Origin of the sequence: Pseudobutyrivibrio ruminis DSM 9787 (assembly GCF_900218035.1) — a bacterium.
Taxonomy (GTDB): Bacteria; Bacillota; Clostridia; order Lachnospirales; family Lachnospiraceae; genus Pseudobutyrivibrio; species Pseudobutyrivibrio ruminis.
In genome coordinates, this window is sequence record NZ_OBMR01000003.1 from 280,285 (window position 1) to 296,323 (window position 16,039).

The 16,039-nt window shown below is 38.9% G+C and carries 11 protein-coding genes and 1 other RNA gene; 10 read left to right on the plus strand and 2 right to left on the minus strand.

All coding sequences use genetic code 11. The features are described 5' to 3' along the window. Positions 1 to 33: 33 nt before the first annotated feature. From CRN97_RS03285 to gdhA, 6 genes are all read left to right on the plus strand, one after another. Positions 34 to 1,035 carry an ABC transporter ATP-binding protein gene (locus CRN97_RS03285; RefSeq protein WP_097075850.1) on the plus strand — a complete coding sequence of 334 codons (1,002 nt, stop codon included), beginning with the start codon at positions 34 to 36 and terminating at the stop codon, positions 1,033 to 1,035. Between the two features lies 1 nt (position 1,036). Beyond that, positions 1,037 to 1,903, plus strand: coding sequence for an ABC transporter permease (locus CRN97_RS03290; protein ID WP_097075851.1), 867 nt, complete (start codon positions 1,037 to 1,039; stop codon positions 1,901 to 1,903). Then, positions 1,903 to 3,369 (plus strand): GldG family protein, encoded by a 1,467-nt coding sequence (locus CRN97_RS03295; RefSeq protein ID WP_097075852.1) that lies wholly within the window; start codon positions 1,903 to 1,905, stop codon positions 3,367 to 3,369. The genes CRN97_RS03290 and CRN97_RS03295 overlap by 1 nt, the downstream gene beginning before the upstream one ends. Positions 3,370 to 3,382: 13 nt before the next feature. Next, entirely contained in the window at positions 3,383 to 4,813 is a 1,431-nt protein-coding gene (locus tag CRN97_RS03300) for a DUF4340 domain-containing protein (protein ID WP_097075853.1), read from the plus strand. Positions 4,814 to 4,925: 112 nt separating this feature from the next. Next, a complete protein-coding gene (locus tag CRN97_RS03305) occupies positions 4,926 to 6,026 on the plus strand; it encodes an AI-2E family transporter (protein WP_179670663.1) in 1,101 nt (366 codons plus the stop codon). Between the two features lie 123 nt (positions 6,027 to 6,149). Continuing rightward, positions 6,150 to 7,511, plus strand: a complete 1,362-nt coding sequence (gene gdhA, locus CRN97_RS03310) for an NADP-specific glutamate dehydrogenase (RefSeq protein ID WP_074790623.1) — start codon at positions 6,150 to 6,152, stop codon at positions 7,509 to 7,511. Positions 7,512 to 7,654: 143 nt separating this feature from the next. Here gdhA and CRN97_RS03315 read toward each other — a convergent pair whose 3' ends face one another. After that, positions 7,655 to 9,028 carry a citrate/2-methylcitrate synthase gene (locus CRN97_RS03315; RefSeq protein ID WP_097075855.1) on the minus strand — a complete coding sequence of 458 codons (1,374 nt, stop codon included), beginning with the start codon at positions 9,026 to 9,028 and terminating at the stop codon, positions 7,655 to 7,657. A gap of 320 nt (positions 9,029 to 9,348) precedes the next feature. Here CRN97_RS03315 and pckA point away from each other — a divergent pair, with 320 nt between their 5' ends. The 3 genes from pckA to CRN97_RS03330 all read left to right on the plus strand — a co-directional run bounded on the left by pckA (position 9,349) and on the right by CRN97_RS03330 (position 12,897). Further along, a complete protein-coding gene (pckA, locus tag CRN97_RS03320; RefSeq protein ID WP_097075856.1) occupies positions 9,349 to 10,962 on the plus strand; it encodes a phosphoenolpyruvate carboxykinase (ATP) in 1,614 nt (537 codons plus the stop codon). A 136-nt stretch (positions 10,963 to 11,098) separates the two neighbouring features. Beyond that, positions 11,099 to 11,281: non-coding RNA, 6S RNA (ssrS, locus tag CRN97_RS03325), on the plus strand. Positions 11,282 to 12,042: 761 nt separating this feature from the next. Further along, on the plus strand, positions 12,043 to 12,897 hold the full coding sequence (locus CRN97_RS03330) for a YihY/virulence factor BrkB family protein (protein ID WP_097075857.1): 855 nt from the start codon (positions 12,043 to 12,045) through the stop codon (positions 12,895 to 12,897). Between the two features lie 37 nt (positions 12,898 to 12,934). On the opposite strand, the gene CRN97_RS03335 is transcribed toward CRN97_RS03330, so the two are convergent. Beyond that, positions 12,935 to 14,743 (minus strand): methyl-accepting chemotaxis protein, encoded by a 1,809-nt coding sequence (locus CRN97_RS03335; RefSeq protein ID WP_097075858.1) that lies wholly within the window; start codon positions 14,741 to 14,743, stop codon positions 12,935 to 12,937. Positions 14,744 to 14,928: 185 nt separating this feature from the next. Here CRN97_RS03335 and queA point away from each other — a divergent pair, with 185 nt between their 5' ends. Further along, positions 14,929 to 15,966, plus strand: coding sequence for a tRNA preQ1(34) S-adenosylmethionine ribosyltransferase-isomerase QueA (queA, locus tag CRN97_RS03340; RefSeq protein ID WP_097075859.1), 1,038 nt, complete (start codon positions 14,929 to 14,931; stop codon positions 15,964 to 15,966). Positions 15,967 to 16,039: the final 73 nt, after the last annotated feature.

Here is a 16,039-nt window from a genome sequence, read left to right on the forward strand (position 1 = left end):
CTATAGACTAAAAATAAAGGAGAATATGCGAAAATGATAACTGTAGAACATCTATCGAAACGCTATGGTGATGTACTTGCCGTAGATGATTTGTCATTTACCATCGAAGATGGTCATATTTATGGCTTCCTTGGACCAAACGGTGCAGGTAAATCTACTACACTAAATATTATAACTGGCTGTCTCGCTGCAACCAGTGGTGATATTAAAATAGACGGACATGATATTTATGAGGAGGAGAAGGAAGCGAAAAAGCTTATTGGCTACCTTCCTGAAATCCCACCTCTTTATGTTGAACAGACTCCAAGAGAATATCTAAAGTTTGTAGCAGAGGCAAAGGGGATAGCAAAAGCGGAGCTGGAGTCAGAAATAGACAGAGTAATACAAGAAACCCATATCGAAGAGATGCAAAACAGACTTATAAAGCATCTTTCTAAAGGATATAGACAAAGAGTCGGTATAGCTCAGGCACTCCTTGGAAATCCTTCTGTAATTATTCTAGATGAGCCAACAGTTGGCTTGGATCCAATGCAGATTATTGAGATTAGAGATCTTATATCTGAGCTAGGAAAGAAACATACAGTAATTCTTAGTTCTCATATTCTTTCTGAGATACAAGCGATTTGTGAAAAGGTACTTATTATCTACAAGGGAAAGCTTGTGGTATACGATGACATAACAAATCTTGGCAAGTCATTGTCATCCGAAAATGAAATTGAAATCATGACAGAAGCTACAGAAGAAAAAGTGTCAGAAGTGATTAATCACATTGATGCCATCTCTAGCTTTCAGCAGACAGAGAATTTTGAAAAGTATCATTGCTATAAGTTATCTACTGCAATGGAAAATCCTTATGAAGTATGTGAACTTGTATTTAGAGCTTTTGTTGCCAATTCAATTCCACTTGTAAAGCTCAATCCAGTTCAGACATCACTTGAAGATATCTTTATCGAACTGACTTCTTCTGAACAGGATAGTGAGTTAGAAGAGATGGATTCAGACTACGAAGAATATGAAGAAGAGGAGGAAGAGTAAGATGGTGGCAGTATTAAAGCACGAGTTGTCATTGTATTATCACAGCCTTACAGGGTATGTTTTTGGCGCCTTCCTACTTGCCTTTACAGGAATAGGAGCACTTATATATAACATCAATGCATCGGTGGCGAATTTTGAGTACGTATTAAGCTTTATCCAAATTGTATTTATTATCATTGTTCCAATACTTACTATGAGGATAATAGCAGATGAGAAGAAGCAGAAAACAGACCAGCTTCTATATTCATTGCCTATTAGCACAACAGAAATTGTGGCAGGTAAGTTTATGGCACTTCTTGTAGTTTTTGTAGTGCCTATGATTTTTATCTGCGCCTATCCATTAATTTTTTCTATGTACGGAGAGGTATATTTGCCAACAAGCTATGGTACTATATTTGCTTTTATATTTTTAGGACTTGCCCTTATCAGCATAGGAATGTTTATATCTTCATTGACAGAGTCCCAGGGAATGGCAGCAGGTATCTGCGTTGTTGTAATGCTATTTAACTATTACTGTACAACGCTTGCTGACGCAGTATCATCATCTGCAGTTGGTTCTGTAATTACGATAGTAGTAATAATGATAATCCTTGGCCTTATTATCCGATACATGACAAAGTCTGATGTGATGGGATATGGCTTTTCATTTATTACATGCTTAGTTGCAATCATCCTTTTCTTTGCAAAGCCAGAGTTACTTGAGGACTTGCTTCCAAAGGTAATGAATCAGATTTCATTATTTGAAAGATTTACTATGTTTTACAATGGCGTGTTCGATTTGACTGCAATAGTTTATTACATAAGTATCATAGCCTTCTTCTTGTTCTTATGTGTGCAATCATTAGAGAAGAGGAGGTATAACGGATAATGAAGATTAAGAAACCTGATTTTAAAAAGTTTATAGATAAAAATAAACAGCAATTAAATACTAAGTCTGCCAAAATCGGTGGTTACAGTTTTGTTATTTCCGTTATAGTTCTTGCTATTGTAATTGCTATAAATGTGTTTATGTCATTACTACCAGCCACAGTTACTCAGTATGATATATCAGCTGCACAGCTATATTCCCTTACATCTTCAAGTAAGGCGGTAGTTGGTAACTTGGAGGACGACGTTACTATCTACTGGATATGTCAGTCTGGCCAGGAGTCGACAGTTATAGAAAAGCTATTGGATGTTTACGATTCCCTTTCAGATAAACTTACAGTAGAAAAGAAAGACCCAGATACTTATCCAACATTTGCGTCTAACTATACATCAGAAACTGTTACAAATAATTCTTTGATTGTAGTATCAGGGGACAAGAGTAGATATATAAGCTATGAATCAATGTATGAGGTAGACAGTAGCTCTTACTATACAACAGGTTCTGTCTCTCAGTCCTTTGATGGTGAGAGCCAGATTACAACAGCAATTGATTATGTAGTATCGGATGAGCTTCCACAGGTTTACGTCCTGACAGGACACGGTGAGGCGGATATGTCTACAACTATGGAATCTGCTCTTGAAAGCGGCAATATGGAGACAACAGAGTTCTCATTACTTAATGAGGATGAAATACCTGAGGATGCTGATGTAATCCTAATCAATTCCCCTTCAAGCGACTTATCTGAAGAAGAGGTAACAATACTTGAAGAATACATCGATAATGGTGGTCATATTGTAGTGCTTTCTGGTACACAGCAGGAGGGTGAGCTTACAAACTTTGAGACCTTGTTAGCCTATGTAGGTGTATCTATGACAGATGGTATTGTCATAGATACAAACAGAGATAATTATGCATTTGATTATCCATATTTCCTTCTTCCAACAATTGAGTCTTCTGATATTACAGATGCACTCATAGAGGAGAATAGTAATGTAATTATGCCAATTGCAGCAGGTTTAACTATCGATAATGCAGCAGGCGCATATACAGTAACATCACTTCTTGATACATCTTCTTCAGCATATTCAAAGGCTGCAGGCTACGATATCAGCACATATGAGAAAGAAGATGGGGATGTTGATGGACCATTCTCACTTGCAATTGCAGCAGAAAACAGCAATGATGGTTCACTTGTATGGATTGCTTCTGACTACTTGTTAGAGGACCAGTACAACTCTTATTCATCAGGTGCAAATGAGGACTTCTTCATGAACGCTATGTCATGGAAGATGACTGATACAGAATCACTTTCTATCAGATCAAAGTCACTTGATTACAACTATCTGACAATCAGTGCTTCAGCAGCAACACTTCTTAAGGTAATTATGATTGGTGTATTACCAGTAGGATACTTACTATATGGAATCGATGAAGTGGTAAGACGAAGAAAGGTTAGCCTGGAATAGGGAGGATTAGCAAATGAAAAGAGGAAAAACACTGCTTATTCTATGTGCCATTCTGGTTATTGCAATTGTGGCCATCATAGTTGAAAAGGCAGTAAAGCAGCATATAGATACGGTAAATACTATAGACGAAGAGGTATTTACAATTGATGAGGATGACCTGACACAGGTAGAGGTAGAGTATAACGATGATAGTGTGACACTTGTTCAGAATGATTCCACATGGCAGATTTCAGATGATACCGATTTTCCTGTAGATCAGGATTACGTAGCTGATATGCTTTCTTATTTTGAATCGGTGCACGCAAGCTTTATTATCGATGACGTAGAGAATTACGCTCAGTATGGATTGGATAGTCCAGAGGCTACCATTACATTTTCTACTGCAGATGGAGACAGCGTTATCACATTCGGTGATTTCTCTACAATCGATGAAAAGCGATATATCTGCGTCGATAAAAAGAGCGTATATCTTATAGATGAGGACATCCTTCAATATGTATCAGGCAGCCAGGACGATTTCCTTGATAGAGATGAAGTCTATGACTACTCACAGATAACATCAGTTGTTGTAGCTGGTGATGGGGAAGCTAATGTTGTATATGACCCTGATGGTGAATACACATATACAGATGACTATGATTTCTATTATGTTGATGGAGATGACTATAGTCCTGTATCAGAGTCTAAGGTTACATCATTTGTAGAGAAGCTTTCATCTATGGATTTAACAGAGTATGAAACTTACAAGGCAACTGATGATGACTTAGCAGATTACGGATTAGATAATCCAACACTTACAGTGACAATTACTGGTGAGATTCCTGCAGATGATTCAGAGGAGGAATCTGATGATGCAGCAGTTGAGTCACAGACACAGACGATTTATTTTGCCAAGGCAGATGATGCCGATACAGCATATCTTTACTTTGAAGGCTCTACTATCGTATATGCAATAACAGCAGATGATTATGATGATATAGCTGATGTTAGCTACGGAACACTTCGACCTACAGAGGTTGTTTCTATAGATTGGACAAATGTGGCACAGCTTTCAGTAGATATTGATGATGAGACTTACATTGTAAATGTTGAGTATGATGAGAAGGATGGAAATACTTATACAGTTGATGACGAGACAGTAGATTTTGTTACAGCAACATCTCTTATCGATAGTTTATCTTTGACAGAAGTTGGAGATGATTACAGTAAGGGAACAGAAGAGTTGGCATTTGCTATCACTCTTAACGATGAAGATGCTACTGTGGTCAATGTTGTTCTTTATCAGTATGATGGCGACTCATGTGTGGTTGCTGTGGATGGCAAGACTGTTGGTCTTTGCAGCAGGACATCAATGTCTTCACTTCGTGAGGAAATCACAAGCTCTATTTTAAATAAGGGCAAGGAAGTGGAAGAGACAGAAGAGGATTCTACAACAGATGATTAACAACAGATTATAATTATTAAAATTATGTAAAGAAAATGGTTTTCAGATGATTCTGGAAACCATTTTTTGTATACTGTTTTTAAAAGTCATAGTTTACATAAGGAGGAAGTATATGCTGAAAAGGTTCTGGTCATCACTGGATAAGAAGTATGCAAAGATATGTTTATATGCAAGTGTAACTGTAATAGTAACGCTGATAGTGGTATGTCTTTTGTACTGGACCACAGGTTTTTGGTCTAGACTATGGACTATATTTACTGCAGTATTAAAGCCATTGGTTGTAGGTGGAATAATAAGCTTTCTGCTTTCTCCTATTGTGGATAGAATCGAAGGATTATTCAGCAGGAAAAAGACTCACAAGTGGGATAGACCGGTTGCTATTTTACTGAGCTTTGTAATTGTGCTTGCTGTTATTGCGTGTATTTTAATCATACTTATTCTTACCATTTACAAGAACATTTCAGCTATTAACTTTGAATCCCTTTTATCAATTGCAGATTTAGTTCAGAGCGATGTGAAAAGCTTGATTTCTACTATAGAGGAGCAGTTGAAAAATATTGGTATTTCCATGAATCAGCTTGGTGGATATGTAACAGGCTTTTTAAGTGGTGTGAAGAATGTTGTTACAACCTTGTTCTTTGGATGCATTTTCTCTGTTTATTTCATGATTGATGGAGCAAGAATCAATAGATACTGGAAGAGAGCATTTAGAATCATCACAAGCAAAAAGGAAGAAGAGCGATTTGAAAGATTCTGGAATGATGCGGATAGAATCTTTTCAGGATATCTTAGAGGCCAATTTATAGATGCATTGTTGGTTTCAGTAATCACTGGGGTTGTATTTTTAATTCTAGGCATCCCTGATGCTTTATTAATTGCATTATTGGTAGGTATTGGAAATCTCATTCCTTATGTGGGACCAATTGTAGGCTACGGGTCTCTTTTATTGATTTGTATTCCACAGCAGGCATTTACGGAGCTTATCTCTGGAATGATAGCCCTTGTTGTAATAATGATTATAGATGGCAATGTAATTAATCCTCGCCTGCTTAGCTCAAATATTAAAATACATCCACTGCTTGTGGTTGCCGCATTGATAGGTGGAAGTGCTTTGGGAGGATTTGTTGGAATGCTTGTTGCAGTTCCTGTAGCAGCTCTTTTAAAACTGGAATTTGACCGCTTTTTAAAGGATAAAGAAAAAGACGCTTTTTAAGTACAAAATTATGAAAAACTTTATTGCATTAAAGTGCTGAATGCAGTAAAATCTTTTCTAGATTGTGTCGGGTGGCAAGAGTCGGCATTTTCTGAACGACATATTCTGAAAGGAGATTTTGTAATGAATTTTAAGAGTAGTTATTTACAGCGTGTCTATGACGGACTTGAGTCTAGAAACGCAGAGCAGAAGGAATTCCTTCAGGCAGTTAGCGAGGTTTTAGAGTCTTTAGAGCCAGTTGTAGCTGCAAATCCAAAGCTTGAGGAGCTTGGCGTTATTGAGCGTATCGTTGAGCCAGAGCGTATTATCCAGTTCAGAGTATCTTGGGTTGATGATCAGGGCAAGGTTCAGGTAAACCGTGGATACAGAGTTCAGTTTAATTCAGCCATCGGACCATACAAGGGAGGTCTTAGACTTCACCCTTCAGTAAACTTATCAGTTATTAAGTTCTTAGGCTTCGAGCAGATTTTCAAGAACTCACTTACAACACTTCCAATCGGTGGTGGTAAAGGTGGTTCTGACTTCGATCCTAAGGGCAAGTCAGATATGGAAATCATGAGATTCTGTCAGTCATTCATGACAGAGCTTGCAAAGCACATCGGTGCTGATACAGACGTTCCAGCTGGTGATATCGGTGTAGGTGCTCGTGAAATCGGTTATATGTATGGTCAGTACAAGAGACTTCGCAACGAGTTCACAGGCGTTCTTACAGGTAAGGGACTTTCTTACGGCGGTTCACTTGCTCGTACACAGGCAACAGGTTACGGCGTATGCTACTTCACACAGGAAATGCTTAAGTCTACAAAGGGCGAGTCATTCGAGGGTAAGACAGTAGCTGTTTCAGGTGCTGGTAACGTTGCTATCTACGCTATCGAAAAGGCATATCAGCTTGGCGCTAAGCCAGTTACATGTTCAGATTCTACAGGTTGGATTTATGATCCAGAGGGAATCGACCTTGACCTTCTTAAGGAAATCAAGGAAGTTAAGAGAGCACGTCTTTCTGAGTACGCTGCAGCTAGACCATCAGCTGAGTACCACGAGAAGAAGAACGGCGAGCACGGTGTATGGCAGTACAAGGTAGACATCGCTCTTCCATGTGCTACACAGAACGAGCTTAACGAAGAAGATGCAAAGATGCTTATCGCTAACGGCGTTACAGCAGTAGCAGAAGGTGCTAACATGCCTTCAACTCCAGAAGCTGTTGCAGCATTCCAGGCAGCTGGCGTTCTCTTTGGACCAGCTAAGGCTGCAAATGCAGGTGGTGTTGCTACATCAGCTCTTGAGATGTCACAGAACTCTGAGAGACTTCACTGGACATTCGAAGAAGTTGATTCTAAGCTTAAGGGAATCATGGAAGGAATCTTCCACGCATGTGATGATGCTTCTAAGAAGTACGGTATGGAAGGCAACTTCGTTGCTGGTGCTAACATCGCAGGCTTCGAAAAAGTAGCTGACGCTATGATGGCACAGGGTATCGCTTACTAAATTATAACTTAAATCAAAAATTATTTTGATTTAAGTTATACTGGAGCAGCTTTTGCCGAAGGCAAATATCCAATAGCTGCGACTGTCCTTGTTTATTAAAAAAGCTAGTCATGAGTATTCATGGCTAGCTTTTACTTTACGTTTTAATCTATTTTACGGTCTTCGATTGGAATGTATTTTTTGTGTGGGCATACTGTCATGTATGCAGGACGCATGATTTTGCCCTTGTGGCAAACTTCTTCCATGCGGTGAGCACTCCAACCAGCGATACGTGCGATGGCGAAAATAGGAGTGAAGAGCTCTCCTGGAATGCCAAGCATCTGATAAACGAAGCCTGAGTAGAAATCCACGTTTGGTGAAACACCTTTGTAAATCTTGCGCTCCTCGGCGATTATCTTTGGAGCAAGACGAGCGACTGTTTCGTAGAGGTTGTATTCCTTTTCCATGCCTTTTTCAACGGCAAGCTTTTCTACGAAAGAGTGGAAGGTGATGGCACGAGGATCAGATACTGAGTAAATAGCATGTCCCATACCATAGATAAGACCTGCGTTATCAAATGCTTCACCGTGAAGTAAGGCACGCAAGTATGTGCTAACTTCTTCTTCGTCTTCCCAATTATTAAGATGAGCTTTCATATCTTCAAACATGCGGACAACTTTGATGTTGGCACCACCGTGCTTTGGTCCCTTAAGAGAACCTAAAGCAGCTGCAATAGCAGCGTATGTATCTGTACCAGATGATGATACCAAGTGAGTGGTGAATGTAGAGTTGTTACCACCACCGTGCTCCATATGAAGAATAAGAGCAACATCAAGAAGCTTTGCCTCAAGTGGAGTGAACTTGCTATCAGGTCTCAGACAATGAAGAATATTCTCTGCAGTAGAGTATTCTGGCTTTGGCTGATGAATGATTAATGATGCGTCGTTGTAGTAATAGTCGTAGGCAGCATAGCTGTATACTGATAACAATGGGAAGCTGGCAATCAACTGCAAACATTGTCTAAGAACGTTTGGTTCAGATGTATCGTCTGCCTTCTCATCATTTGAATATAAAGCAAGTACTGATCTTGCAAGTGAGTTCATCATATCTTTAGATGGGCTCTTCATAATCATATCTCTTACGAAGTTTGGTGGAAGAGAGCGATAGCTTGCAAGAAGAGCTTTGAATTCTTCTAATTGTTCTTTGGTTGGGAGAGTGCCAAACAATAATAAGTATGTGCACTCTTCAAATCCGAAGTGCTGCTCTAATGGAAGATTTTTAACTAAATCTTGAACATTGTAGCCTCTATAAAAAAGCTGACCATCACAAGGAACTTCTTTTCCGTCTACAAATTTCTTTGAGTTAACCTCAGATATTTCTGTAATACCTACAAGTACACCCTTACCATTAAGATCACGAAGACCTCTTTTGACATCGTAGGTCGTATATAAATCAGGATCTATATATGAGGATTTTTTCGAAAGCTCCGCAAGCTTTTCAAGCTCTGGAGTAATCTCGCTGAAATTATCAATTGCCATAAACATTTTCCTCCTTGTTTTTATCGGGTTCAGTTTCACACTTTAGTTTACTAAACTGTCTTTTATAACTCAAGGTTTATTGTGACATTTTTTTCAACAAGATTTCAAGAAAATATAGGCATATTTAAGAAAAAATTAATACATGGCAATCTGCCAAAAAATATCTCAGAAAATTGTATAGATTTGAAAACAATTTTTGCTCAAAAAGATTGACTTTATTTTAACAAAAATTTAAAATGATAATCAGCGAAAATTAGTTTTTATCCAATAAACAAATTGGGGGGACTAATAATTTAAATTAGAAAAGTGAGGTAAGACAGATGGCTAATGTTGATTTGACAAAGTATGGTATCACAGGGGCAACAGAAGTTGTATATAACCCATCATACGAGCAGTTGTTTGAAGACGAGACAAAATCAGATCTTACAGGCTACGAAGTAGGTAAGGTTACAGAGCTTGGCGCTGTAAATGTTATGACAGGTATTTATACAGGTCGTTCACCTAAAGACAAATTTATCGTAATGGATGAGACATCAAAGGATACAGTATGGTGGACAACACCAGAATATCCTAACGACAACCACCCAGCTTCAGAGGAAGCTTGGAAGGCATGTAAGGAACTTGCAGTTAAGGAACTTTCTAATAAGAAACTCTACGTTGTAGATGGTTTCTGTGGAGCTAACAAGGACACACGTCTTGCGGTTAGATTTATTATGGAAGTTGCTTGGCAGGCACACTTTGTAAAGAACATGTTCATCCGTCCTACAGAGGAAGAGCTTGCAAACTTTGAGCCAGATTTCATCGTTTACAATGCATCAAAGGCTAAGGTTGAGAACTTCAAGGAGCTTGGACTTAACTCTGAGACAGCAGTTCTTTTCAACGTAACAAGCAAAGAGCAGGTTATTCTTAATACATGGTATGGTGGAGAGATGAAGAAGGGTCTCTTCTCTATGCAGAACTACTTCCTTCCACTTAAGGGCATGGCTTCAATGCACTGCTCAGCTAACACAGATATGGATGGAAAGCACACAGCTATTTTCTTCGGTCTTTCTGGTACAGGTAAGACTACACTTTCTACAGATCCAAAGCGTCTCCTTATTGGTGATGATGAGCATGGTTGGGATGACAACGGTGTATTCAACCTTGAGGGTGGATGCTATGCAAAGGTTATCGGACTTGACAAAGAGTCTGAGCCAGATATCTACAACGCAATCAAGAGAAATGCTCTTCTTGAGAACGTTACAGTTGCTGATGATGGCAAGATTGATTTTGATGACAAGAGCGTTACAGAGAACACTCGTGTATCTTACCCAATCGAGTTCATCGACAAGATTGCACAGAAGGTAAACAAGGTTTCTTCTGGTCCAGATGCTGACAATGTTATCTTCCTTTCAGCAGATGCATTCGGAGTACTTCCTCCAGTATCTATTCTTACACCAGAGCAGACTAAGTATTACTTCCTTTCAGGATTTACAGCTAAGCTTGCTGGTACAGAGCGTGGTATCACAGAGCCAACACCTACATTCTCAGCTTGCTTCGGACAGGCATTCCTTGAGTTACATCCTACAAAGTACGCTGAGGAGCTTGTTAAGAAGATGGAGAAGTCTGGTGCAAAGGCTTACCTTGTTAACACAGGTTGGAACGGAACAGGCAAGAGAATCTCTATCAAAGATACAAGAGGTATCATCGATGCAATCCTTTCTGGCGATGTTCTTAAGGCACCTACAAAGAAGATTCCATTCTTCGATTTCGAGGTACCAACAGAGCTTCCAGGAGTTGATCCAGCAATCCTTGATCCTAGAGATACATATGCAAATGCTTCTGAGTGGGAAGAGAAGGCTAAGGACTTAGCTGCACGTTTCCAGAAGAACTTCAAGAAGTATGAGACAAACGAAGCTGGTAAGGCACTTGTTTCTGCAGGTCCACAGTTATAGAATATAATCTATATTTAATAAACAAAGGTCCAGAGTTAAAAAACACTCTGGACCTCTTTTTGTGAAAAATCAGTTCTTTATTTTATCACAAATCTGTTGTAATATAATTTCAGGTAGTAAACATACCGACTTTATTTCTAACCTGGGATGTACGATTTAACTTATCCTTTTTGAACCTACATTTACTTTAAACGGAATGCCTATATTTCTAATTGGCTGTCAGGCCTTCATTGCGCAGAGGAAGACAAAAAATTAGTTGCGGCGATCCACCTAGCTAGAGCTAGGAGTCAATTGATAGGCCCGGCACTCTGGGTTAGATTCTTTAGAATTTAAAACACCTTGTGTATCACAAGGTGTTTTTTATTTTGCGTTTAAACTACTCCCTGTCATCAATGAGATTGAGTGCAGCTCCCTGACCCCTTGCGGGCCGTGGCCCCCTGGCTCCCCCTGGGACGATTTCGCGAATATTATAGTTTTTCTTAGCACAAGAGGTGAACATACAGCAGGTGTCTTATTGAGGGATGAACTTTTTCTGAATCTGTATAGGATGGGACGGACACTTCATAACTACAAATATGGATTCAAAAAGCTATGGTACCTTGGGTTCATATTACATTCGTTAAGCAGAACTTAAAAAGAGATATTTGTATAGATGAGCACCGTGGCACATTCAACGTCCTGTTTCAAGTGACCACTGCTGCCGCCGTCCTAGCGGCAGCTGCTCATCTATATCAAATATCTCTTTTTGTTCTACTAAACTCATTCCAAAATCACCCAAAGGTTACCATAGTTTTTTGAATCCATATATATACCAAGAGCTGAGTGTCCGTCCTTATACATACAGATTCAGAAAATGTACAGACCTGCAAAAGACTCCTGCAAGTAATGTATGTGAACCTTGTGCTTAGAAAAACATAATATTCATGCGATGTCCCAGGGGGAGCCAGGGGGCCACGGCCCGCAAGGGGTCAGGGAGCTGGAGCCATTGTGTGGAAATGACAGGGAGTAGTTTAAATACATATTAACCTCTTTTAAAAGGGGCGCGGGTTTGGTAAAATTTGGGATTAAGAGGAGATTATTATGTGGACTTTTTTAGGTTATGGAAAGACATATTTAGATAAATGCGGAAGGGATAATATCGGTGCCTATGCGGCGCAGACGGCATATTTTATGATTATGTCGGCTATTCCTTTTATGATGCTTTTGGTTTGGATTGCAGGTTATGTGCCTTCCATAAATGAGTACATGAATGAGCTTGTTTTTGATGTGCTTCCAGAAACATTTCTGCCATATATGGAAAGGGTTATCAGGCTTGTTACACAGGCGTCAGTTGGTGCTATTTCTATTTCTGCGGTGATGGCAATCTGGTCATCAGGAAAAGCTTTTCAGAATCTTATGGTAGGCCTTAATCAGGTGAACAAAATAGAAGAGACTAGAAATTGGTTCGGAAGAAGATTAAGAGCAGTTTTTTATACTCTTGTTTTGTTGTTTGTGATTGTTGTAATCATGCTTATGCTTGTATTTACACAAAAGCTTCAGTACTATGCTAAAAACTATTATGGTTTCCTTGCATATGTAGTTGGTATTCGTCCGTTATTCAGAGGGATATTTGTATTTATCTTTTTGGTTATCGTATTTACGTTTTTATTTACCGTGTTACCAAATAAAAACCTTACATTCTTTAGTCAGCTGCCAGGAGGTATTATTTGTGCCGCTAGTTGGTATGTATTCAGTATGCTGCTTGCTATATGGGTTAAGATATTCAATAACTTTTCAATGTATGGCGCCTTTGCAACTATGATGATGTTTATGTTCTGGCTGTATTTTTGTATGTATTTCATGCTGATGGCTGCTGAGGCAAATGTTTTCTTCAAAGAAGCATTTGGATTGGCGTGGGATAATTTTATAAGGAAAATTAAAGAAGGATCTTTATAAAAAAGAAGGACAGTGATTAATCACTGTCCCTTTCTTTTTATTCGTCCATTTGGAATTGATTTACAATGTCTGTTAAAGCGTCGATAGCCTGCTTTGTGTCGCCGACCTTGTCGTTTACATCCACTGTACCATTTACAATATTTGTTGTTTTCTCTGCAATGTCGTATACGCCGTTTGCAGATTCATTTACTGTCGCGTTGATGTGTTCGATTGTTTCTGAAATGTGAGCAATAGAACCTGTAAGCTGTTCAACACCCTCGCTGATTGAGCTCATGCTAGAGTGGAATACTTCTGCGTCAGCGTAGTACTGTTCGGATACCTTACTGAATCCTTCGTAATCAACCAATACGTTTTCCTCAAGGAAAGTAGTGGTTTCTTCGAGGCAGTTTGACATGTCTGCTACAGCATTATTTACTGCGGATACAATATTATCGATGTTTGACACAGCATCGCTGGTTTGATTTGCAAGATTTCCGATTTCTGTAGCTACAACTGAGAAACCGCGTCCTGCATCACCAGCACGGGCAGCTTCAATGGAAGCGTTAAGTGCTAGAAGAGAAGTCTGAGACGAAATCTGCATGATTGTGCTTGTAAGCTCGTTTATCTTTTCTACAGCCTTTGCATTTTCCATAGCTGTGTTAGTTTGCTGTCTAACATTGTTGTAAGTTTCTTTTGTCTTGTTTGAAGCTTGAATTGTGGAAGCTTGTAACTGCTGGGCTCTAGACATAATATCCTGAGAAAGGTTAGCGCCGTACTGAGCCATAGAATCAATGCTTGCAGCTTCATCTTTAATAGTAATTACATTCTGATTAATTTCATCTGTAGCAGCAGAAGTTTCTTCCATAGATGCTGCAATTTCCTGTGTAGTAGCAGAGTTGTCGGAGCACATTGTGTTAACATTATTGGCTGTTGATGTGAGTCCGTCTACATTATCATTGATACGACTTTCTGTATCAGTGATGTTTACAACCATATCTCTAAGGGAATTGCGCATAAGGCTAACTGAACGAGTGATTTCACCTATTTCGTCCTTTCGTTTCATAAGCGCATCGGCATTACCTGTCTTTCTGAAATCAAGATGGGCTGTATGGTCAATAATGTCAGTAATAGTTGCAAGTGGGCTAAGCATTGTTCTAATAAGGATAAAGAACAATACTGCAGACGCAATAATTACTATAATAAGTAGTAATGACATAGCTGAAATAAGCTTGTTAACTGGAGCCATAATTAAATCATAGTCACCAGTTACAACAACAATATTTCCTGCGGCAGTAAAAGCGTAGCCTGCATAATGCTTAGTTCCTTCATAATTATATTTGAGAGAACCACTTCCAATTTCTTCTGGAGTCTCACCAGCCTGAATTCGCGCTACTAAATCATCGATTGCTGTGTTATCGATTGGATTGCCAATCTTATCTAAGGTTGGGTGATATAGCATTAAGCCTTCATTGGATACATAGTAAGCATAAGAACCGTCAACACCAGTGATGTTGACTGTGCCTAATGCCACATCAAGAGTATCGAACATAGATTGCTTCTTTTCAGTAGGGTAAGATTTTAGCTGAGAAATAAGATATTTTTCAACTACGATACCATTTAAATCGCTATAACCTTCAATAGTAGTGTTGTGAGCTGTAGTTTCCATTGTAGTGTTAATTGCAATGGCTGCCACCTCTGCAAGGTTTTGTGTGTAGTTATCGTAGGTATTTGTTAGAGTAGACCTTGAGTTGTTAAGAGTGAGGATTCCAATCACGCTCAAAATAACCGTAAGAGCAGTGATAATAGTTAGAACCATTTTAAAAACCATTGAATGAACAAAGGAAAACCTTTTTGTTGACTTTTTCATTTTACATTCCTCCTAAAAACAGTAAACAATTCGGAATTATAGCACAAAACAAAATAGAAATAAATTATATTGTGTGAAATATAACGCTTTTTGTAATAGAATTTTTTTATAATAGATTTTTGCTTATAAGGTGTATTTATGCTATTATCTATTGGAAAAATAAGATTTAGTTTTAAGGATTTATCATGAAAGTAAAGGATTTTGATTACGATCTTCCTGAGGAGCTTATCGCTCAGGATCCACTTGAAAAAAGAAGTAATTCAAGGCTTATGGTCTTGGATAAAAATACTGGAGAAACATTTCATCGTCATTTCTATGACATCAAAGATTATTTAAAGCCAGGTGATTGCCTGGTTATCAATAACACAAAAGTTATCCCAGCAAGATTATATGGTGCCAGAGTTGGTTCTGGCGGAAAAGTTGAGATTCTCCTTTTGAAGCGCATTAGCGACAATCAGTGGGAGTGTCTTGTAAAGCCAGGCAAAAAGGCTCGTCCAGGAATGGAAATATCATTTGGCGATGGACTTTTAATGGGTAAGATTATCGATATCGTTGATGAGGGTAATCGTATTATTGAGTTTTCATATGAGGGAATATTTGAGGAGATTCTCGACAAATTAGGAGAGATGCCACTTCCACCATACATTACTCATAAGCTTCAGGACAGGGACAGATATCAGACTGTCTATGCTAAGTACGATGGCTCGGCAGCTGCTCCTACAGCAGGCCTTCACTTCACACCGGAGCTTCTTGATGAAGTGAGAGCTATGGGGGTTAAGATTGCTGAGGTTACTCTTCATGTAGGTCTCGGTACATTCCGTCCTGTAAAAGAGGAGGAAGTTCTTGAGCATCATATGCATTCTGAGTACTATGAGCTCAATCAGGAAGCCTGCGATATTATTAATGAAACAAAGGCTAACGGAGGCAGAATTATTTCTGTTGGAACAACAAGTACACGTACACTTGAGTCTGCAGCTGAGGCAGGAAAGCCTCTTACACCAAAGAGCGGTTGGACTCAGATTTTCATTTATCCTGGATACGAGTTTAAGGTAATAGATGGACTTATCACTAATTTCCATCTTCCACAGTCAACACTTATCATGCTTGTTTCGGCTTTAGCAGGCAGAGAGCATGTGCTTAAAGCATACGAAGAAGCAGTTCAGGAAAGATACAGATTTTTCTCTTTTGGAGATGCGATGTTAATTACAGATTTATCTAAATAATTAAGCGCATTTTCCTTGAATTCAAGAGAAATAAAAGCTAAAATTTTGATTTAGTAGTATTGGCCACAGGCCA